Annotated in this window: 24 protein-coding genes; 10 read left to right on the top strand and 14 right to left on the bottom strand. The window is 56.4% G+C overall.

Annotation, left to right across the window (positions count from 1 at the left end; genetic code table 11):
- Nucleotides 1-40: 40 nt before the first annotated feature.
- A complete protein-coding gene (locus tag M0Q23_05785; GenBank protein ID MCK9528145.1) occupies nt 41-508 on the bottom strand; it encodes a phosphatidylglycerophosphatase A in 468 nt (155 codons plus the stop codon).
- 246 nt (nt 509-754) lie between these two features.
- Between M0Q23_05785 and M0Q23_05780 the strand changes: the two genes are divergently transcribed.
- From M0Q23_05780 to M0Q23_05735, 10 genes are read left to right on the top strand one after another with little or no spacing between them, the layout of a single operon-like run.
- Nucleotides 755-1,315, top strand: a complete 561-nt coding sequence (locus tag M0Q23_05780; GenBank protein MCK9528144.1) for a Na+/H+ antiporter subunit E — start codon at nt 755-757, stop codon at nt 1,313-1,315.
- Nucleotides 1,315-1,590, top strand: a complete 276-nt coding sequence (locus M0Q23_05775; GenBank protein ID MCK9528143.1) for a monovalent cation/H+ antiporter complex subunit F — start codon at nt 1,315-1,317, stop codon at nt 1,588-1,590. Before M0Q23_05780 ends, M0Q23_05775 begins: the two co-directional genes overlap by 1 nt.
- Entirely contained in the window at nt 1,587-1,913 is a 327-nt protein-coding gene (gene mnhG / locus M0Q23_05770; protein MCK9528142.1) for a monovalent cation/H(+) antiporter subunit G, read from the top strand. Before M0Q23_05775 ends, mnhG begins: the two co-directional genes overlap by 4 nt.
- Entirely contained in the window at nt 1,914-2,510 is a 597-nt protein-coding gene (locus M0Q23_05765) for a DUF4040 domain-containing protein (protein MCK9528141.1), read from the top strand.
- On the top strand, nt 2,470-2,934 hold the full coding sequence (locus M0Q23_05760; protein MCK9528140.1) for a hypothetical protein: 465 nt from the start codon (nt 2,470-2,472) through the stop codon (nt 2,932-2,934). Before M0Q23_05765 ends, M0Q23_05760 begins: the two co-directional genes overlap by 41 nt.
- A gap of 2 nt (nt 2,935-2,936) precedes the next feature.
- Entirely contained in the window at nt 2,937-3,308 is a 372-nt protein-coding gene (locus M0Q23_05755; protein ID MCK9528139.1) for a cation:proton antiporter subunit C, read from the top strand.
- Nucleotides 3,302-4,846 (top strand): hypothetical protein, encoded by a 1,545-nt coding sequence (locus tag M0Q23_05750; GenBank protein MCK9528138.1) that lies wholly within the window; start codon nt 3,302-3,304, stop codon nt 4,844-4,846. The genes M0Q23_05755 and M0Q23_05750 overlap by 7 nt, the downstream gene beginning before the upstream one ends.
- A 3-nt stretch (nt 4,847-4,849) precedes the next feature.
- Entirely contained in the window at nt 4,850-6,349 is a 1,500-nt protein-coding gene (locus M0Q23_05745) for a monovalent cation/H+ antiporter subunit D family protein (GenBank protein ID MCK9528137.1), read from the top strand.
- Nucleotides 6,346-6,555 (top strand): hypothetical protein, encoded by a 210-nt coding sequence (locus M0Q23_05740; GenBank protein MCK9528136.1) that lies wholly within the window; start codon nt 6,346-6,348, stop codon nt 6,553-6,555. The genes M0Q23_05745 and M0Q23_05740 overlap by 4 nt, the downstream gene beginning before the upstream one ends.
- Complete coding sequence (locus M0Q23_05735) at nt 6,545-8,269, top strand: Na(+)/H(+) antiporter subunit D (protein ID MCK9528135.1); 1,725 nt, start codon at nt 6,545-6,547, stop codon at nt 8,267-8,269. Before M0Q23_05740 ends, M0Q23_05735 begins: the two co-directional genes overlap by 11 nt.
- 728 nt (nt 8,270-8,997) lie before the next feature.
- Here the strand turns inward: M0Q23_05735 and M0Q23_05730 are convergent.
- The 13 genes from M0Q23_05730 to M0Q23_05670 all read right to left on the bottom strand — a co-directional run bounded on the left by M0Q23_05730 (nt 8,998) and on the right by M0Q23_05670 (nt 20,994).
- Complete coding sequence (locus tag M0Q23_05730) at nt 8,998-9,405, bottom strand: F0F1 ATP synthase subunit epsilon (protein ID MCK9528134.1); 408 nt, start codon at nt 9,403-9,405, stop codon at nt 8,998-9,000.
- A 22-nt stretch (nt 9,406-9,427) separates the two neighbouring features.
- On the bottom strand, nt 9,428-10,837 hold the full coding sequence (gene atpD, locus M0Q23_05725; protein ID MCK9528133.1) for a F0F1 ATP synthase subunit beta: 1,410 nt from the start codon (nt 10,835-10,837) through the stop codon (nt 9,428-9,430).
- Between the two features lie 51 nt (nt 10,838-10,888).
- Nucleotides 10,889-11,761 carry an ATP synthase F1 subunit gamma gene (gene atpG / locus M0Q23_05720; GenBank protein MCK9528132.1) on the bottom strand — a complete coding sequence of 291 codons (873 nt, stop codon included), beginning with the start codon at nt 11,759-11,761 and terminating at the stop codon, nt 10,889-10,891.
- A gap of 62 nt (nt 11,762-11,823) precedes the next feature.
- The gene (gene atpA / locus M0Q23_05715) at nt 11,824-13,338 is read right to left on the bottom strand and encodes a F0F1 ATP synthase subunit alpha (GenBank protein ID MCK9528131.1); all 1,515 of its coding nucleotides are present in this window, start codon (nt 13,336-13,338) and stop codon (nt 11,824-11,826) included.
- Nucleotides 13,339-13,884 carry an ATP synthase F1 subunit delta gene (gene atpH, locus M0Q23_05710; GenBank protein ID MCK9528130.1) on the bottom strand — a complete coding sequence of 182 codons (546 nt, stop codon included), beginning with the start codon at nt 13,882-13,884 and terminating at the stop codon, nt 13,339-13,341.
- A complete protein-coding gene (locus M0Q23_05705) occupies nt 13,881-14,441 on the bottom strand; it encodes an ATP synthase F0 subunit B (protein ID MCK9528129.1) in 561 nt (186 codons plus the stop codon). The genes atpH and M0Q23_05705 overlap by 4 nt, the downstream gene beginning before the upstream one ends.
- Nucleotides 14,438-14,866 carry an ATP synthase F0 subunit B gene (locus M0Q23_05700; GenBank protein ID MCK9528128.1) on the bottom strand — a complete coding sequence of 143 codons (429 nt, stop codon included), beginning with the start codon at nt 14,864-14,866 and terminating at the stop codon, nt 14,438-14,440. Before M0Q23_05700 ends, M0Q23_05705 begins: the two co-directional genes overlap by 4 nt.
- A gap of 226 nt (nt 14,867-15,092) precedes the next feature.
- The gene (locus M0Q23_05695; protein MCK9528127.1) at nt 15,093-15,455 is read right to left on the bottom strand and encodes a polymer-forming cytoskeletal protein; all 363 of its coding nucleotides are present in this window, start codon (nt 15,453-15,455) and stop codon (nt 15,093-15,095) included.
- Nucleotides 15,456-15,532: 77 nt separating this feature from the next.
- Nucleotides 15,533-16,642, bottom strand: coding sequence for a rod shape-determining protein RodA (rodA, locus tag M0Q23_05690; GenBank protein MCK9528126.1), 1,110 nt, complete (start codon nt 16,640-16,642; stop codon nt 15,533-15,535).
- On the bottom strand, nt 16,632-18,530 hold the full coding sequence (gene mrdA, locus M0Q23_05685) for a penicillin-binding protein 2 (protein MCK9528125.1): 1,899 nt from the start codon (nt 18,528-18,530) through the stop codon (nt 16,632-16,634). The genes rodA and mrdA overlap by 11 nt, the downstream gene beginning before the upstream one ends.
- Nucleotides 18,511-19,008: a hypothetical protein gene (locus tag M0Q23_05680; protein ID MCK9528124.1), complete on the bottom strand. Its 498-nt coding sequence runs from the start codon at nt 19,006-19,008 to the stop codon at nt 18,511-18,513. The genes mrdA and M0Q23_05680 overlap by 20 nt, the downstream gene beginning before the upstream one ends.
- Nucleotides 19,005-19,847 carry a rod shape-determining protein MreC gene (mreC, locus tag M0Q23_05675; GenBank protein ID MCK9528123.1) on the bottom strand — a complete coding sequence of 281 codons (843 nt, stop codon included), beginning with the start codon at nt 19,845-19,847 and terminating at the stop codon, nt 19,005-19,007. The genes M0Q23_05680 and mreC overlap by 4 nt, the downstream gene beginning before the upstream one ends.
- Before the next feature lie 124 nt (nt 19,848-19,971).
- Nucleotides 19,972-20,994 carry a rod shape-determining protein gene (locus M0Q23_05670; protein MCK9528122.1) on the bottom strand — a complete coding sequence of 341 codons (1,023 nt, stop codon included), beginning with the start codon at nt 20,992-20,994 and terminating at the stop codon, nt 19,972-19,974.
- Nucleotides 20,995-21,102: the final 108 nt, after the last annotated feature.

The raw sequence follows: 21,102 nt of genomic DNA, 5'->3' as shown, positions 1-21,102 counted from the left end.
GACGGATGCCCCCCCGGATTTCCCGCCGGTACCTCTCACATCAGATCAGCCGTATCAGGATGTTCAGAATCACGGCCCCGTAAATTCCCGCCGCCACGTCATCGCCGACTACCCCGAACCCTCCGGGAAGTCGCTTCTCGATGATCCTGATCGGAAAGGGTTTCAATATATCGAAGAACCGGAATAAAAGAAAACCCGCAACGACGGTGAACACCGAGGGCGGCACGAACATCATGACAACCAGGTACCCGGCGATCTCATCGATGACGATCTTCGAGGAATCACGTTCCCGGAACAGCCGCTCCGCCTCGGCCGACACGTGGACGGCAAAGAATATGAAGACCAGAACGCAGAGAAAACAGAGGGGCGGAGGAAGGACGGAAAAGACGAGATACAGCGGTATTCCGACGATCGTTCCCAGGGTTCCGGGAGCAACGGGCGACATGCCGACGCCGAGGCCCGTGGCCGCAATTTTTATAAAGGTCACTCCCATTGGATCACGTTTCACGACACCGCGGCGCGCGCCGCTCCCGGTTCGCTCCGCTGTCGGCCTTTCACACGAGGACTCTATAGTATATTGACCTTCCCATGTAAAATGTAAAGAGCGCATGAAAGGGGGAAAACCACAAAGTAAGGGTTTTTTACCCTTGACATGAGGCATTTGATGGATTATGGATGGCCCAGTCAAAGCGGATCGTTCATTTTGCCCGGTCGATATACAAGAAGTGGTTATTGTGAGGCAGGGTAACCAAGCGTGAAAAACAATCCACATCCACCAAAAAACAATGCCGTTCTGCTGCTTTTGATGATGGCCTTCTGGCTTGTGATGAGCGGCTACTTTGACGTTTTCCACATCTCCATGGGAGTCATCTCCGTCGCCCTGGTCTTCTGGCTTGACCGGAAACTTCTGCGGGAACGGTTTTACCCGGCCGCGGAGAAACGTCCCCAGCTTCGACTGGGATATTTTCATTTCAGCTATTTCCCCTGGATGGTCTGGCAGATCATCCAGGCGGCCCTTCACGTGGCCCGCGTCATACTTACGCCGGGGGATCCCCTGAACATGTCCCTGGTGCGTTTCAGGACAAGACTGCCCTCTAACACGTCGCGGGTCATCCTGGCCAATTCCATTACCCTCACACCGGGAACACTGACGATCGACCTCGTCGGCGACGAGTTCCTGGTCCACGCGCTGACGGATCAGTCGTCGGAAGGAATCATCAACAGCGACATGCCGGACCGCGTGGGCAAACTCTACGATCCCGACGGCGGAACCATGATGATCGACTATGACGTGCTACGGGCGGATGATTTCTGATGCAGACGTTCTTCCTCTACACAGCTGTTATCCTGACCATCATCATACTGATGCCGCTCTACCGGATGTATGTCGGACCGACGCTCTTCGACAGAATTCTCGGAGCCGGATCCATCGGAACCAAAACGCTGGTCCTGATCTTAATCATCGGCAACATATACGACAGGTTCGACATGTTCCTGGATATTACCCTCGCCTACGCGATCCTGAACTTTCTCGGAACACTCGCGATAGCCAAGTATCTCAACTCTGCGAGAAAAAAGGAGAAGGAATGATCGAGATTCAAATCATACTGGCAGCGGCGTGCATCATTATGGGCGCCTTCTTTCTCTTCGTGGGAAGCCTGGGCATCATCAAGTTTCCCGATTTCTACTCCCGGGCCCACGCGGTCAGCGTGGGTGATACCCTGGGAATCATTCTTGTACTTGGGGGGCTGATGATCTACGAGGGCTTCTCGCTGAACAGCGGCAAACTGTTCATTGCCATTCTTTTCGTGGCTCACGCGACCCCCACGGGATCCCATGCCATAGCACGGGCCGCCTACAGGGGAGGACTCAAACCGTGGTTCGGCCCTGCCGGGGGGGATGAAAAAAAATAAATGTACTGGCAACTTGAAATCACACTGATGGTTTTTATCGTCTTGACGGCCTGGGTGGCCGTCTTGTCGAAGAACATCCTGACGGCGGCGGTCAACCTGACGATCTTCAGCTTCCTCATGGCCCTGGCGTATATTTCCATGGGATCCATCGACGTGGGCTTCACGGAATCCGTTGTCGGCGCCGGTGTGACGGGACTGTTCATCATCATCGCCATCTTTAAGACGTCACCGATAGCGATCGAAAAAAAACAGTCCCGGTTCAGGATCTTGAGGCTTGTTGCTCTTGTCGCCTTCGGGGCAGTTCTTATCTACGGTTCAAGCGGCCTTCCGAACAGGGGCGATGCCTACGCGCCGCTGAACGCTGAAACAAGCATCGCCGGAACGCCCAACGCGGCCACCCACTATATACTGAACGCCTACGATGACGCGGCGACACCGAACATGGTGGCGGTCATCCTGGCCGACTACAGAGGCTACGATACGCTCGGGGAAGAAGTTGTCATCCTCACGGCGGGGTTGATCTGTTTCCTTTTATTGAGAACGACGAGGGGTCCACGTGAAAGAGAGAGACGAAAGTCCGATCGTCATAATCGTTAGCAGAATGATCAGCCCCTTCATCATGATGTTCGGGGCCTACGTCATCGCTCACGGCCACTACGGTCCCGGTGGAGGATTTCAGGGAGGCGCCCTGCTGGCGGCAAGCATCCTCCTGATCCGCCTGACTGCCGGAAGCCGCATATCGGAGCTCCAGTTCAGAAGAATCTGGGGTACTCCGATCGGCGTCGTGGGAGTTTCAATTTTCTTCGGCGTCGGCGTGATATGCATGCTTAACGGCGGAGAAGTGCTGAATTACGCCCATTTCATCATTCCCGGCGTTGACGGCCCCATGCTCAGGTCGCTCGGCATCCTTGTCGTCGAGGTCGGCATCGGGCTCGCCGTCATGGGTATACTGGTTTCCATCTACGATGACCTTCTGGAAGAAGATGAACCCCGGGAACTGTATCGAAGGGAAGACGAATAACGATGGAATTCTTGCTCGGACACTACAGCTACTTTTTTGTCTTCGTCCTCCTCTGTATAGGACTCTACGCGGTTCTGTTCATGAGGAACCTGGTGAAGCAGATCATCGGCCTGAACATCTTCCAGGGGGCCATCATTTTATTCTGGGTGTCCTGCGCCGTTAAGTGGAACGCCACCGTTCCCATATACGACCCGGACATCGGACTTGGAAGCACGGCTCTTTACATCAACCCGCTTCCCCACACGCTGATGCTGACGGCGATCGTTGTGGGTGTCGCGACGACGGGTGTGGCCTACGCTCTCCTGATTATCATTTATAAACACTACAAGACGGTCGACGAAGAAAAACTGATCGAAGAAATGAAGCGATGGTAAGAAACGCTCCCGCACTCATACCGGTTATCTACCTCACGGCGTGCCTGCTTATCGCCCTGACGAAGATCAAGTACCGGCAGTACGCCTACCCCATGGCGGTAGCGGCGGCGGCCCTCGCCTCGGCCGTCTCCGTGGGTATGCTTGTTCACGTGGTCCGGTACGGTCCCCTGCACTACCATTTCGGCGGCTGGATTCCGCCCCTCGGCATTGAATATTCCATTGACCATCTGTCAGGCTTCGTGGCCGTGGTCATCAACATCGTGGCCACCATCGTGCTGGTCCATTCCCTCCACGTAAACAAGATCGAACTCGTGAGGAAGGTTGTTCCTTACTATTCCGTGGCCATGCTGCTCATGCTGGGCCTCAACGGTATTGTTATAACCGGTGACTTCTTCAACCTCTTCGTGTTTCTTGAAATCGCTTCTCTCGCGTCCTATGGACTCGTCGCGACCGGAGAACGGGGGTCGGCCTTCGCCGCCTTGCGGTACCTCATCCTCGGTACCGTGGGAGCCTCCTTCTATCTCCTCGGCCTGGGCTTCCTCTATATAAACACGGGATCCCTGAACATGGCCGACCTGGCGCTCATCATCCCCCTGCTGCAGCCCCACAACGACCCGGCCATCATTATCGCCCTTGTTTTCATGGTTGTGGGCATTGCAATCAAGATGGCCATTTTCCCCCTGCACGGATGGCTGCCGGACGCTTACACGCTGGCCCCTTCAACGACCTCGGCGCTGATCGCGCCTATCGGAACAAAAGTGGCTTCATACATTCTGATCAGGGCGCTGTTCTTTGTTTACGGAGCAAACCTTGTCAGCAAGGGCATTCCTGTTCTCACGATCCTGGGATGGCTTTCCGCGGCGGGCATTATTTACGGTTCCATACTCGCCATCGCCCAGAGTGAATTGAAGCGTATGCTGGCATACAGCAGCGTGGCCCAGGTAGGCTACATAGGCCTGGGCGTCAGCATGGCAAACCCCCTGGGGTTCATCGGGGCCGTGCTGCACGTGGTGAACCACGCGACCATGAAGGCCTGCCTCTTCCTCGTGGCGGCGAACATGAGGGTCCACATGGGACATTCCGACATCTCCCGGTTCGACAGCTCCTACCGGGTTAAAATGCCCTTTACCATGGCGGCCTTTACCGTAGCGGCCATCTCCATGGTCGGGCTGCCGCCGCTGGCCGGATTTTTCAGCAAGTGGTACCTGGCCCTGGCAACCATCGAGAACTCCCAATGGATTTTCCTCGGGGTGATCTTGGTGAGCAGCCTTCTCAACGCGGTTTACTTCTTCAGGGTTATCGAAAAAGTATATATGAAATCACCTTCCGATAAAACAGTAAATGATCAACACAGCGGCGGCCGGGATGATCACCAGGCTGCCCCGGAAGAGGAAGCGGTTACCTTCGGCAGTGGTGAGCCGGGTCCGTCCATGCTGGTCCCGGTCATTATATTTGCCGTGGCGTTGCTCCTGCTTGGCATTTTTAACGCCGTCATAGTCACAACGCTTATTAAACCAATGATTCCCCTGGGCCTGTAACTCATGAATGAACTGATCTACGTATCACATATTCCCCTCTACGCGGTGCTGGTCTCCATGGCTGCGGTGCCCCTCATTCTCCTGAGTTCGTCAAAGCCCAACCTTCGTGAAACATGGACCATCATAGCCGCGGTAAGCAAGTTCCTCCTGGTGCTTTCATTGTTACCCGGCGCCCTTGAAGGACGCAGCGCCGCTCTTCATCTGCTGGAAATTTCACCCGGTATTGACCTGGCTCTCAAAGCCGATCCTTTCGGCGTCTTCTTCGCGCTGATTTCCTCGGGGCTCTGGATTGTAACGTCCTTCTATTCCATCGGGTACGTCCGCGGGAATCAAGAGCATAAGCAGACCCGTTATTTCGCCAGTTTTGCCATGTGTCTCTCGGCGACCATGGGAATCGCTTTTTCGGCGAACCTGCTGACCTTTATCATCTTCTACGAAATTCTGACAATTTCAACCTACCCTCTCGTTATTCATAAAGAATCAAAGGAGGCAATCAGCGCCGGACGGCAGTACCTCCTCTATACACTGTCGGCAGGCCTGCTTCTCATCGCCGGTGCCGCCTTCACCTATCTCGCGACGGGTACCATAGATTTCAAGGCCGGTGGGTTATTCGGCACCGTCGTCCTCTCCCAGGGAGCGATGACGGCTCTCTTCTTCCTCTTCCTGGGGGGCGTGGGCGTCAAGGCCGGCATCATGCCGCTCCACAGCTGGCTCCCCGTGGCCATGATAGCCCCCACACCGGTCAGTGCCCTGCTGCACGCCGTGGCCGTTGTCAAATCCGGTGTCTTCGGCGTCATCCGCGTAGTGGGATTTGTCTTCGGCCCCGAGGTCATGGCCGCCTACGGCCTGAACATCATCCTGGCCGTTTTTGCCGGCGCGACGATACTGCTGGCGTCCTTTATCGCCTTCAAGCAGGACAACCTGAAGAGGCGGCTCGCCTATTCCACGGTGGGACATCTCTCCTATATAGTCCTCGGAGCCGCGCTCCTCTCGCCCGCGGGATTCCTGGGAGGCATGCTGCACATCGCCACCCACGCCACCATGAAGATCACGCTGTTTTTCTGCGCCGGGGCCATCTACGTGAACCTCCACCGGGAAAACATCAGTCAGCTCAACGGGATCGCAAAAATCATGCCCTGGACCATGGGGGCCTTCATCGTCGGATCACTGGGGCTTGCGGGGGTGCCCCCTATAAACGGCTTCGTCAGCAAGTGGTTTCTGGGCATGGGAGCCCTGCAGTCGGATCAGCTCGTGGTGCTGGCTATCTTTCTCATCAGCGGGCTGCTTAACGCGGGATACTTCTTCCCCATAGTGTACCGTGCCTATTTCATGAAGGGCGAAGGCCTCGAAGGCCACGGCGAGGCACCCAGGTTCATGGTGGTTCCCCTGGTCATCACGGCGATTCTGTCGCTCCTTCTAGGACTGTGTCCCGATCTGTTCTTCCACTTCCATGAGCTTGCAAGCATGGTGGCCCAAAGCCTGACGGGGGGGATGCTGCTATGAACCGGAATCTCTGGATAGCCCTCGGGGCCGTTATTGTACTTTCCTTTATTGCGGAATTCACCCGGAAAGCCCACCACTGGTGGGAGAATATTCCCGGTTTTTACATCATATTCGGGTTCATCGGAGCTATCGCGCTCATCCTGATCTCACGATACCTGGGGAAACTGTTTATTCAAAAGAACGAGGATTACTACGATGTTCAGTAGTTTCTATCTTCCACCCTTTTTCTTTCTCATGGCCGGCGCCATTATTCTGCCGCTACTGCCGAAGTTTCTCCGCTCCGGGTCGTTCATCCTGTTCCCGCTTCTATCACTGCTGGTCATCTGGATATCCCCCTTCGGCGACCTGTTGACCGTCGGGTTCGCCGGCTATACTCTGACCGTCGCCCACGTGGACGGCCTGAGCCGCATGTTCGGAACCATCTTTGCTCTCATAACGATTATCGGCGGTGTCTATGCGTACTATCTTGAAGACACGGGCCAGCAGGTAGCGGCTCTGCTGTATGCGGGAGGCGCCCTGGGCACCGTTTTCGCCGGAGATTTTCTCACGCTCTTCATCTTCTGGGAAATCATGGCATTTTCCGCCACCTATCTTATCTGGGCGAGGCGGACGAAGGAATCCGAAGGCGCGGGTTTCCGCTACGTGCTGGTTCATCTCTTCGGCGGCGGGCTTCTCTTGTCGGGCATTCTCCTCCATCTTTCCGGCGGCGGCTCCCTGGAGCTTACGCAGATAATCCGTGACGGGTCACTTTCCTCCCGGCTTATCCTTCTGGGCGTGGCGCTGAACGCGGCTGTTCCTCCGCTGCACGCCTGGCTTGCCGACGCCTATCCGAAGGCGACCGTCACGGGTGCGGTGTTCCTCTGCGCCTTTACCACCAAGGCGGCAGTCTATGTGCTGATCCGGCTGTTCCCCGGATGGGAGATCCTCATAATCGCCGGTGCCGTTATGACTCTCTGGGGAACCATATATGCCCTGCTCTCCAGGGATATCCGGGAAATACTTGCCTATTCGACCATCAGCCAGGTGGGCTACATGGTGGTGGGCGTCGGAATCGGAACCCAGCTCGCCCTCAACGGAGCCGTAGCCCATGCATTCAGCCACATTCTCTACAAGTCACTGCTCTTCATGGCCACCGGCGCGGTTCTCTATACGACGGGAACGTCCAAGCTCGACCAGCTTGGCGGACTGGCGAAATACCAGCGGTGGATTGTGGGCCTGTACCTGGTCGGAGCTTTTTCAATATCGGGGATTCCTTTCCTGAACGGGTTCATCAGCAAGTCGATGATCGTAAGCGCGGCCGGTTACTCCCATTACGAAGCGGCCATGTTTGTCCTGATGCTGGCCTCCATGGGTACCTTTCTCCATACGGGTCTGAGACTCCCCTACTACACCTGGTTCGGTGCGAACTGGGGCGTCCGCCCCAAGAAAGAGGCGCCGACTTGCATGATCGTCGGCATGGGTATTGCCGCCTTCTTCTGCATTCTCTTCGGGATTTTCCCCTCACTTCTGTACACCTGGCTGCCCTTCGACGCGACCTATCGTCCCTTCACGGTGCCCCACCTCGTTGAGGCGGTGCAGACACTCGGCCTTACCTTCGTGGGTTTCTGGCTCATGAAAGACCGCCTCGCCGGAGAACCCGCGATTCCCGTGGATACGGACTGGTTCTATCGTAAAACAAAGCCTGTCTTCTGGGCTGTCTTCGTGAGATCGGTAAACTTCTTCTTCGATACCATGGAGGTCAAGGCGATTGCCTTTGCCCGCTCCGTGGCGGTCCTGAGCAAGAATCCCGTTCGGTTCTTCATGCATGACGAATCCACCGACACGACCTATTCGGCCAACAGATACCGCAAACCGATGTCTGTTATCCTGTTCGTCATTCTGGTGATCTTTGTTGTTTTCGCCGTGAGGGGAACTCTCTAGCTTCCTCCCCGGAGATACCATCATGAATGAGACCGGCGGGAACCCACCAGGTGCTTCCGACCCGATTCCCTCCTGTTGAAACCTGTCCGGGCCATCCCCGTACCGTGGGCTCACCCCGCTTTCCCCTTTCCTGCCGTTCCACGAGGCGTGACCCGCCTGAAACGTCCACCGCCTCGCGGATCCGCCGGAGGATATCCGAAGGATTCATACTGCATGCAGGGATTCGCCGGGAACCAGGTCGAGGAGAGTCACGCCCGTCGCTCGGTAGGGGGGCTCCCCTTTTTGATCGAGACCGTCACTGATGAGGCAAGCGCATTCCAACAATCGATTGTGTCATTTCGATATCAAGGAAAGATTTCTCGTCGCTTCGCTCCTCGAAATGACGGACCTTAAGACGTTCCTCGAAATGACGAGGAGAGCCTTGAATGCCGGCCATTTTTGTCATTTCGACCGTAGGGAGAAATCTTTCACTAACGGCAATCATCAGGATTTCTCGTCGCTTCGCTCCTCGAAATGACGGGCCTTAAGGCGCTCCTCGAAATGACGGGCCTTAAGGCGCTCCTCGAAATGACACATGCGGCCGTTGAAATGACACAATCGATAGTGTTAAAGGTCTCTACACGACCCGTGACCCGCAGGCACAGAAAAGGGCCGGTGAGATCCCGTCTGATCGTCTCACCGGCCCGAAATGGAGCAGGCTATCATCGTGTTGTGAAGGGTGGGGTCGTTCAGGCTTTTTCCGCTACCTTAAGGCGGATTTCAGCCATCTCGATTTCAGCCATCACTTTTCCATACCCACTGTCGTCCTTGTCCAGTTTCGCGAGCTTTGCTTCCGCCGTTTCTTTTTGCCGGTGTACCGCCGCCGTGTCAATCCTGTCCGCGCGGTCGCATATCTCCACGAGAACGGTAGCCCGTTTGCCCGTCACTTCGGCGTAACCCTCGCCCACGGCGTAACTGGTTTCCTTCCCCTCCCGACGGAAATGAAGTTCTCCGGGTTTCACGGCGCTCAAAAGGGGCGCGTGCCCGACGAGGACACCGAAAGCCCCCTCAACACCCGGAACATAGACGTCTTCAACCTCATCGCTGAAAACCATTTCTTCGGGGGTTACTATTTCAAGCAGTAATTCATCAGCCATGCATCAATCCTCCCGCCCGACGCTAATCCTCGGAGAGTCTCTTCGCCTTTTCAATAACATCTTCAATCCCGCCAACCATGTAAAAGGCCTGTTCGGGAAGCTCGTCATGCTTTCCGTCGAGGATTTCCCTGAATCCCCGCACCGTGTCGGCGACAGTGACGAACGTTCCTTCCGTTCCGGTAAACTGGGCGGCAACGTGGAAAGGCTGTGAAAGGAATCGTTGAATTTTGCGTGCCCTGCTGACGGTAAGCCGATCCTCTTCCGAGAGTTCGTCCATGCCCAGGATGGCGATAATATCCTGCAGATCCTTGTACTTCTGGAGGATCATCTGCACGTCGCGAGCCGTGGCGTAGTGTTCTTCTCCCAAAACCAGAGGGTCGAGAATTCTCGATGTTGAATCCAGGGGATCCACGGCGGGATAGATGCCCAGTTCCGCGATAGGCCGGGAAAGAACGACCGTTCCGTCAAGGTGCGCGAAGGTCGTTGCCGGCGCCGGGTCCGTAAGGTCGTCGGCGGGAACGTACACGCACTGAACGGCGGTAATGGAGCCTTTCGTGGTAGAGGTGATGCGCTCCTGGAGGGCACCGAGGTCCGTGGCCAGCGTGGGCTGGTATCCGACCGCCGAGGGCATACGCCCGAGAAGGGCCGAAACCTCAGAGCCGGCCTGGGTAAAGCGGAATATATTGTCCACAAAGAGAAGCACGTCCTGTCCCTCTTCATCCCTGAAATACTCCGCCTGAGCGAGAGCGGTCAGGGAAACCCTCATGCGGGCTCCCGGGGGTTCCGTCATCTGACCGTAGACCAGGGCAGCCTGACTGATAACGCCCGATTCCTTCATCTCCAGATAGAGGTCGTTTCCTTCACGGGTTCTCTCTCCCACTCCGGCGAAAACGGAAATGCCGCCATGGTGCATGGCGATGTTATGAATCATCTCCATCATGACGACAGTCTTGCCCACGCCGGCTCCCCCGAACATGCCCATCTTTCCGCCCCGGGGAAAGGGGACCAGGAGGTCGATGACCTTCACGCCGGTTTCGAGAACGTGCACCGACGTATCCTGCTCGGTGAACTGCGGTGCCTCGCGGTGAATAGAAGCCGTCTGTTCCATGCCGACGGGGCCGAGACCGTCCACGGGCCGTCCCACGACATTGAGAATTCGTCCCAGGCATGACTTTCCCACGGGAACCGTGATGGGGGCTCCCGTGTCCTTGGCGGTCATGCCCCGCACGAGACCGTCGGTGACATCCATGGCGATGCACCTGACCGCGTTGTCTCCCAGGTGCTGGGCCACCTCGACGACGAGGTTATCTTCCTCGTCGTTGATCGTCGGGTTTGTAATCAATATGGAATTCAGAATATTCGGGAGTTTGCCCTCTTCAAACTCAACGTCCACAACAGGACCTATTACCTGAACAATCTTTCCTGTATTCATCCCTCTCTCCTTAAAATGGTCTGTCCGGGTTTTTAATCGTTCCAGTCCGGGCTATGATGACTTCGCCAGGGCTTCTGTCCCTCCAACGATATCCATGAGCTCGGTCGTAATGGCAGCCTGTCGTGCCTTGTTGAACTTCAGCGTCAGAGTCTCAATCATTTCCTCACAACTGCTGGTGGCGTTTTCCATGGCCACCATGCGCGCCCCGTGTTCTCCGGCCGATGTTTCCAGGAGTCCGTTAAATATCTGGACCCTGATGTACATGGGAACGATCTGGGCGAACAGAACCTCGTCGGAGGGCTCATAGATATAGTCACCGAACACGTCGCTTTCAGCCGGCTCTTCGGCGGCAAGCGGCAACAGGCGTACTATTTTCGGCCTCTGGGAAGCTATGTTGCGGAATTCGTTGTAGGCAATGAAGAGTTCATCATATTCGGCCTCCTCAAAGGGCCCGATCACGTCAGCGCCCAGAGCTACCGCAAGCTCCATGTTGAAATTCGCCAGGACATCCACGTACTGATTCGTTACGGTTTCCTTGCGCCGGAAATAATCGCGGGCCTTCTTGCCCACCGTCACCAGGGCCAGTTCCTTGCCTTCATTCCGGTGATACTTGATGAATCCTTCGGCAGCCTTGATAACGTTCGTGTTAAACCCCCCGCAAAGCCCCCTGTCGGACGTCATGACGATGAGCTTGGCTCTCTTCGGCTCTCTGACGGCCAGGAGAGGATTGGAAATGCCCGACATCTGCGACGACAGGCTGTTCAATACCTCCATGACTTTCCGGGCGTAGGGCCTGAAGTTCTCCATCCGCGTCTGGGCGGACTTGAGCTTCGAGGCGGCAACCATGTTCATGGCCCGTGTTATCTGTTTCGTCTTTTCGACGGCCTGGGCTTTTCTTTTTATATCTCTTAATGATTCAGCCATTACCGGATCGTCTCCTTAAGAACCTGCACAACATTACGCCGGAGTGAGTGCCTGTGTTCGTCTCAGGCCGCCGCGAAAATGCTGTCGAACTCCTCCAGGGCGGCTCTCAGTTTCTTTTCCACGTCACTGTCGATTTCCTGCTTCTGCTCCAGTTCGTCGAGAACATCCTGGTGCTTGGCCCGGACAAAGCTCAACAGCTGTTCCTCATAGCTCTTGAGCTGGGCAACTTCGTACTTGTCCACGTATCCGCGGACCGCCGCGAACAGTACCAGTACTTCCTCGGGAAGCGACATGGGTTTGTACTGGGGCTGCTTGAGGATTTCGACCAGGCGGGCGCCCCGGTCCAATTGCGCTTGCGTGGCCTTGTCGAGGTCACTGCCGAACTGGGCAAAGGAAGCAAGCTCACGGTACTGGGCCAGGTCGAGTTTCAGGGTTCCCGCCACCTGCTTCATGGCCTTAACCTGGGCGGCGCCGCCGACCCGTGACACGGACAGTCCCACATTGATGGCCGGACGGACACCGGAATAGAAGAGGTCGGGCTCGAGATATACCTGACCGTCGGTTATGGAAATAACGTTGGTGGGAATAAAGGCCGACACGTCACCGGCCTGGGTTTCGATGACCGGCAGGGCCGTCAGGGAACCCCCTCCAAGATCGTCGTTGAGCTTTGCGGCCCGTTCGAGCAGTCGGGAGTGATTGTAGAAGATGTCGCCGGGGAAGGCTTCGCGTCCGGGGGGGCGCCTCAAAAGAAGTGAAATCTGGCGATAGGCTACGGCCTGTTTTGAGAGGTCATCGTACATGATGAGGGCGTCCTGACCGTTGTCCCTGAAGTATTCCCCGATGCTGCAACCACCGAAGGCCGCGATGTACTGGAGCGTTCCGGGGTCACTGGCACAGGCGGAAACCACGCAGGTGTAGTCCATGGCATCGTTCTGCCGCAGCACCTCGACCACCTGCGCCACGGTGGACTTCTTCTGGCCGATGGCCACATAGATGCACTTGATGCCCGTTGTTTTCTGGCGGATAATGGCATCGATGCAGATGGCCGTCTTTCCTATCTGCCGGTCGCCGATGATCAGTTCCCGCTGTCCCCGGCCGATGGGCGTCATGGCGTCGATGGCCTTGAGGCCGGTGTACACGGGCTGGTTGACGGGCTGCCGATGGATAACGCCGGGAGCGACCATTTCAATGCGCCTGAATTCGTTGGTTTCAATGGGCCCCTTGCCGTCGATAGGCCGTCCCGTAGCGTCGATAACGCGGCCGAGGACCCCTTCGCCCACGGGAATCTGCGCGATATTCCCTGTTCTTTTGACGATATCGCCCTCTTTGATGTGCGTGTCCTCACCGAGAATGGCCACACCCACGTTGTCCCGCTCAAGGTTCAGCACCATGCCGAGGATACCGCCGGGGAACTCGAGAAGTTCCATTGCCATGGCATTTTCGACGCCATAGACGCGGGCGATGCCGTCACCGACGTTAAGCACGGTACCGGTCTCGCTTATATCAAGTTTTTTCTCGTATTCCTTGATCTGCTTCGAGATTATCTGTGTAATTTCTTCCGCCCTGATCGCCTGCATCTATATCTCCTCCCTTATGAGTTCCCTGATTCTCGAAAGTTGCGTTTTAATGCTCCCATCATAGAGGGTATCACCCACGGCGACGACGATTCCTCCCAGGAGCGACCTGTCGTCATCGACGGCCATCTCCACATTTTTGCCGGTTATTTCCTGAAGGCGGGCCGACAGTCTTGCAACCATCTCATCGGACAGGGGAAATGCCGTTTTCACCTGTACCCTGACCTTGTTCATGAGCGTGTCGAGGTAATCACGGAAACAGGCCTCGACTTCGAAGAAAATGTTCATCCTTCTCTTTTCGACAAGAAGGTACAAAAAGTTTGCCGTCAGACCGGAAATTTTCATTTTCTTGAGAATTTCCTTCATGACCGATATCTTGTCGTTCTGGTCGAATACAGGATTGGCGAAAAACTCCATCAGGTTTTTGTTCTCTCGCAGGGTCAATGCAAAGCCTGCCAGCTCACCATGAATTTTTTCGACAGCCTCATCCTCTTGCGCGACCTTGAAGAGCGCCTTGGCATATCGCTTCGCGATTTCGCTTCCTCTCAATTTCTGGTCACCATCCTATTCAAGAAATCGTCGACCATCGCTTCGTGGTCTTTTTCATCGATATTGTTCTTCAATATCTCTTCCGCCATCTCGACGGACAGCCTCGTCGCCTCTTCCTTCAGCTCCGCCACGGCTTTCTTGAACTCCTGGTCGATCCGGGTTCCGGCGTCCTGCTTCATCTTTTCCGCCGCTATCTTCGCGTCATCAATGATCTTTTCCTTCTCGCGCTCTCCCTGGGACCGGATCATCTCCGCGATCCCGACGATCTCCTGGGAGGCCTTCTCGAGCTTTGTCTCGTACTCTCGCAGTTTCTCGAGAGACTCGTCACGGAACCGTTCGGCTTCTTCTATGGATTCCCGTATCCGCCGGCGTCGCCCTGAGAAAAACCCCCTGACGGCCTTGCGCGCCAGCAGGTAGATTATGGCGGTAAAGATGGTGAAGTTAAGGATTCTCCACAGAAAATCCTTCATCTGTCCGGAATGGTCTCCATCACCGGCGGCATAGGAAAGACCCGCCGAGAACACTACAATGGCTGCTGCAATAAGGAACCGCTTCATTGGACACCCCTTCCCAGAACCTTTTCGGAAATCTCACGAGCCATCCGGCGGGTCTGTTTATGAAGGAGTATCCGGGCTTCCTCCTTCTCGGCGGCTGCCCTGGTTTTAAATCCCTGAATCATTTCGGACACCTCTTCGCGGGCTGACCCGAGAATGTCCTTCGCCGCATCGGTTCCCGCCGCCTTGATGCTCTCACGCTCCTCCATGGCCTCAGCCCGGGCCCTGCGCAGGGTATCCTCATAATCGGCAACTTTTTCATCGATGGATGCCTCAAGAGACCGGACCTCGTCGTGAGCGTCATCGATACGCTTTTGACGGTCACCGAGGAGTTTCATAAGAGGCTTGTAAAGAATGAGATTAAGGATAAACATGAGGATGAGGAAATTTGCGGCCTGATACAGAAGTGTTATATCAAGATCTACCATTCTGCCTCTCCTGTTGACGAACCCTGAAACGGGATAGCCATTTCGTGATAAATGCTACCGGGGAAGCGAACTTGGGCCGGTCGGATACGATCACCAAGCGCAAGCGCGTGGTGTACTAACCATAAGTCTTTCCGCTTGTCAAGCATTTTCCAGCCTTCCTGTGCCGCATGCCGGGAAGGCATATCGTGCTCCGGTTGCAAGCGATGCGGGAGGCGGGAGTACAACATCAGCCCCCGGAATCGCCGTCCCCCCCGGTTTCAGCGCCCATGGTGCACTGCCCGTCAAAGCGGGCGCCTTCCCCGATGACCAGAACAGGCGTGACGAGCGTGCCGGCCAGGGAACCCGTTTCGGTAATCTCAACTTTCTCCTTGATGGTGAGCTTTCCCTTGACGGCACCGGAGATCTGTATGCGATCCACGGTAACGGCAGCCTCCACGGAGGCGTCTTTCCCCACAATGAGCATGCCCGCCCCGTGGATCTCCCCCTTGAAACGTCCGTCAATCCGAATGGTTCCACACAAAATGAGTTTCCCGTCAAATTCCGTTTCCTTTCCAAGAAACGCCTTGATCTCGTCGTCTCGTTTTCCCACGTCTCGCAAGCCTTCCTTTCTGTATCGGGACCATTGCATTCCGACGAACTCACGAAAAGCCGGAATATCCCGTACCGTCACGACTGCAGCACAAACCGCCGCATGCTCACGTTCATCATCAACCCCACGGCCATCATGAGAACAACCATGCATGAACCGCCATAACTCATGAAGGGAAGCGGGATGCCCACGACGGGGAGGATGCCCAGCACCATGCCCACGTTTACGAATACGCCCCAGAAAATAATCATCGTCATGCCGAAGGCGAGCATGGACCCCGAAAAATCGCGGGCCCTCCGGGCGATGTGAAAACCCCACAGGAGGATCGAAAAAAACAGCGCGAGAACCGCTATTACTCCCAGGAATCCCCACTCTTCAGCAAAAACGGAAAAAACGAAATCCGTCTGCTGTTCGGGCAGAAATTTCAGCTGGCTCTGAGTGCCCTTCATGTACCCCTTCCCGATGAGACCCCCGGAACCGACGGCTATGATCGACTGGATGATGTGGTACCCGGCTCCCAGGGGATCCCGTTCGGGATTCAGAAACATGAGCAGACGGTCCCGCTGATACTCTTTCATCGCGAACCACATGACCGGGAGAAAAGCCACCCCCGCCGCGACAAGGGTGAAAAAGGCCCGCATCTCGACTCCGGCGAACAGAATGATTGACAGGAAAAGAAGCAGCAGGAAAACTCCCGTACCCAGGTCGGGCTGTTTTATAATCATCACCACGGGGAGCATGACGATCACAAAGGGAATCATGAGCGCCGGAAGAGAAAAGACCGTCCCGACATTGCGCTCATCGATGTACTTTATCAGGGCGATAACCATGGTGAGCTTGACGAGTTCCGAGGGCTGAAAGGAGAAATCGCCCAGGGACAGCCACCGTTGCGATCCATGGGTTATACTTCCGTACAGGAGCACCCCCGCGAGCAGCAGAATCGATATGCCATAGATGATGTAGCCGTGGCGGACGATATGCCGGTAGTCGACGGCAAGGCAGAACATCATGGCGACCAGCCCCATGCCGATCCAGTACATCTGCTTCATCCAGGACGGTGTCCCGGTCGTGAAGGGCAGGTTTGAACCAGCGCTGTAGAGGTTCATAACCCCCACGGCACAAATCGACACTACCAGCAGCGGCAGTAACCACTCAAAATTAGTCAGCACCCTTCGGTCAATTTTCATGCCCGTGTCCTGCGCCCCGAACCGTCAGGGTTTCCCCTTCGCTTCCCGGTTCGCTCCTGTGTTCCATGTACCAGTCGACGATTTTCCTCGCCATGGGGGCGGCGACGGATCCACCGTGTCCCGCGTGTTCAACAACGATTATCACCGTAACGCGGGGGTCCCCGCAGGGAACCGAACAGACAAAGAGCGCGTGATCCCTGTGCATTTGAGGTGTCTTCATGGTTTTTACCTCGTCATCGTCGTCGGGCATGGAGATGACCTGGGCCGTGCCGGTTTTTCCACAGACATCACGTTCACTCCTTCCGGCGGCTCCCCCGGTTCCTCTCTGCTCATTGACGGCCCCCCACAGGGCCTTTTTGAGCCGTTCGCGATGCTCGGGGCTCAAGGGCAGACGGGCCACCTCCAGGGGATGAAACACATCGACGACCTCTCCCCGGGGCGTCTCCAGCCGATCCAGAATCCTGGGCTTGTACAAGATTCCCCCGTTCGTCAAGGCACTGAAGGCACGGACGAGCTGCAGGGGCGTCGCGTTCAGGAAGCCCTGGCCGATCGAAACTGAAACCGTTTCGCCCTGCTGCCATGATTCCCCGAATCTGCGGTGCTTCCAGTCCCGGCTGGGAACCAGACCTTCCTTTTCGCCCAGGATGTCCAGTGCCGTGAGTTCCCCCAGGCCGAAAGCCCTGGCGTACTCGGCGATGACATCGATACCGAGCTGGAGTCCCAGAGTATAAAAATAAACGTCACAGGACTGAACGATTGCCTGGTGGAGGTTCAGGGCCCCGTGTCCCCCTTCCCTCTTCCAGCATCTGAAGGTGCGGTCGCCCACCACCAGGGATCCCCTGCAGGATATGGTCTCATCCCCCGTTATCAGTCCCCGGTCCAGAGCGGCAGCGGCCACGATGAGCTTGAAAAGCGATGCCGGGGGATAGTGGGCCGCGATCGCTCTGTTCTTGAAGGGCGCCCGGGTGTCACCACGAAACGCATCCCAGTCCCGGACGGTGATACCACGGTTAAAAAGATTGGGATCGAAGGAGGGTTTGCTGACCATGGCGCGGATGGATCCGTCCCGGGGATCCATGACAATGACAGCGCCCGCGTGATCTTCAAGGACGTCCCAGCACAGTTTCTGAAGTCCGGCGTCCAGGGTGGTAACCACGTTGAGCCCCGGCATCGCTTCAACCCGGGCAAGAACATTCAGCGTCCTTCCCACCACATTGACTTCGATCTGCTCTCCGCCGCTTTCTCCTTTCAGGTACCGGTCCATCATCCTCTCGATGCCCGACTTTCCGATGATGGACCCGGGACGATAGTCGCGACGAGACGGCCCGCGCAGCTCCTCCGGGCTGATTTCACCGACATAGCCCAATACGTGGGCCATGGAGGGGCCCATGGTGTAATTCCTCACGGGGACGACATCGATGACAACCCCCGGCAGCGCGGCCGAATGTGCTTCCACCAGGGCGAGTTTGTCCCAACCCACATTACGCTCCAGGCTGACGGGCGTGAACAGCCTCCTTCCCGGCTGAAAGTCCGGCACTCCCGCGTAAGAAAGCTCCTGTTCATCGTAAAGACGCTTCAGTGTATCGACAACGGCATCGACGTTCCGGGCTTCGTTGGGAATAATCCCGATATCGAAAGAGGCGCTGTTGTCAACGAGTATCGTTCCCCGGGAGTCAAGTATGAGACCCCTGAGAGGCTTGATTTCCCGCACCCGGATCCGGTTGTTTTCGGACCGTTCTCTTAATTCAGGTCCCTTGACCACCTGGAGGTACCAGAACCTGCCGCCGAGAAGGGCGAAGGCAAGGGATACGATGCAACCCGCCACGATGAGGCGAATCCTCAACCGGGAGGGATCCTGCCGGTTGAGCCTATTTTGAAGTCCCGACATGGGCCGCTCCGTCACATTTTTTGAAGACCGCGAAAAACAGAGGAACCACAGAAGCAAGAAGCACGGACTGCACGATAACCGGCCCGAAACCCGGCGCCGGGGGATGGATGGCTGAATAGTGCCAGTACAGGAGTGAACCGGCAACCCTTTCGGCAAGGGAACAGCACAGGGCAAACCCCATGACAAAGAAAATCCCCTCGCCGTATATCCTGAGCGAGGCACCCTTCGCGGCCAGAAATACCAGTGGATAAAACAGGGTGTAAAAAAAGGGCACGGTGGCCGTCATTGTGTCGAAAATGAACCCCAGGATCAGTGCCAGGACGGTCCCTTCAAGCAAATCACCATAAAATCCCAGATATATCACAAGAATAAGAGTCAGTTCGATCCTGATGACACCCATGAAAAGAACATCGGCAAGCGTCACCTGGAGAACGATCAGCACGAGCGCCATGACCGGAAAAAGCAGATAACGGATCACGGTGCCGCCTCCTCCCCGGGGCTTCCCGGCCTGATCACGACGAGTACTTCTTCAACCTTTTCGGTATTCACCGCCGGCCGAACCCGAATTTCCTGAAAGAGATGATCGGGATCCCTCACAACATCCGTTACCGTCCCGAGAACCAGCCCCTTCGGAAAGGTCTCCGTCAGACCGGATGTAACGACAACATCCCCCTCGCCGACCGATTCGGACCGCGGAACATACTTGAGGAAACATTCGCGACCGTGGTGTCCTTCAAAGATGCCCCTGGCCCTGCTTCCCTGAAGCAGGGCGTCGATCCGGCAATTATAGTCGTTGATGAGCATCACCTTTGACGTGCTCCAGGAATGTTCCATAACGATGCCCACCACGCCCTCGGCGACAATGACGGGGGAACCGGAGGTGATGCCGTGGCGGCTCCCGCGGTCGATCACCAGCGATCTGAAAAGAGCGGCACGGTCCCTGGCGATGACCCGGGCGGTCACCGTCTCGAAGGGCGCGGTTTCCTTAACGTCCAGGAGAAGCCGCAGCCGGGCGCACTCGAGGATGGTCTCACGGGCCCTGTTCAGATCCCGGTCACGAAGGGCGATCTCGTCCCTGAGAAACCGGTTCTCCTCTTCCAGCCCGACAAGAAAAACATAACGCCGCCAGGCACCGGCAATTCTGTCCGTGGTTGTGACGATGAACGTCTGGAGGGGCCGGGCCGCCTCGAGAATGACTTTTCGCGCGAGACCCGTCTCATCCGATTCCCTGTTGAAAACTGAGAGAAGAACCAGAGAAAGGGCAAGGACAAGAACCAGCACCAGGATTGTCTTCCGGTATTTCTTGAAAGTGATCATGCAATACCCGGCACACACATCACGGGGAACGTCACAGGAAGTACGGGGAAAAACAGACCGCGAAGCGGATCAGAAACACCTGGAACGGTACACCCGCCGGTTGCACCCCTGCCGTTGACTCCGGCTACAGCTGAATGGAAACCTCTTTCAGAAGATCGATTTCATCCAGCGCGATTCCCGCCCCCCTGGCCACCGTGGAAAGAGGGTCGTCTGTTATGGATATGGGAAGCCCCGTTTCCTCGCGCAGCAGCACATCGAGATTCCGCAACAGCGCCCCGCCGCCGGTCAGTACGATACCCCTGTCCACGATATCACCCGCCAGTTCAGGCGGCGCGTTTTCCAGAGCATTGCGAACGACGTCCACTATCATGCCAACCGGTTCCGCTATGGCCTCGCGAACCTCGTCGGAACTTATTTCGATGACCTTCGGTATGCCCGATATGAGATCCCTGCCCCTGACGTCCACCGTCAGCACTTCTTCGTTGGGATAGGCGCATCCGATGGCCGTCTTGATCATTTCTCCGGAACGCTCCCCGATGAGAAGGCTGTGCTTGCGCTTCATGTATTGAACGATGGCCTCGTCCATCCGGTCCCCGGCCACGCGCACCGACCTGGAATAAACGATGCCCGCCAGGGAAATAACGGCCACCTCCGTGGTCCCCCCGCCGATGTCGACGACCATGGAACCCACGGCCTCCGTTATGGGAAGCCCGGACCCGATTGCCGCGGCCATGGGCTCCTCAATGAGGTACACCTCCCGCGCCCCTGCCGACTCCGCCGCTTCTTTGACGGCCCGGCGTTCCACCGGGGTGATGCCCGAGGGTATGGATATGATGATTCTGGGCCTGACCAGTTTCTTCCTGTTGTGCACCTGGAGAATGAAGTGGTGGAGCATGGCCTCGGTGATCTCAAAATCAGCGATCACACCGTCCCGCATCGGCCGGATGGCGATGATATTGCCGGGTGTCCTTCCCAGCATCTTCTTTGCTTCCTCGCCCACGGCAAGCATCTTCTTCACGCCCCGCACATCGCGATGGACAGCCACCACGGAAGGTTCGCTCAAGGTGATGCCTTTCCCTTTGACGTAAACCAGTGTGTTGGCCGTTCCCAGGTCGATGGCGAGATCGTTGGAAAACAGGCCCAGCATGTAGTCGAATATCAAGTTACCATCCTCCCTCGGCACAGTCGCTGATTGGTACCCTATACAGCATTTAAAGGGGGTAATCAACGAAAAAGCTGTTGCTTTTTCAAGGGT

Source organism: Syntrophales bacterium (assembly GCA_023228425.1).
Taxonomy (GTDB): Bacteria; Desulfobacterota; Syntrophia; order Syntrophales; family UBA2210; genus MLS-D.
This window is presented reverse-complemented; position numbering and strand designations above follow the sequence as displayed.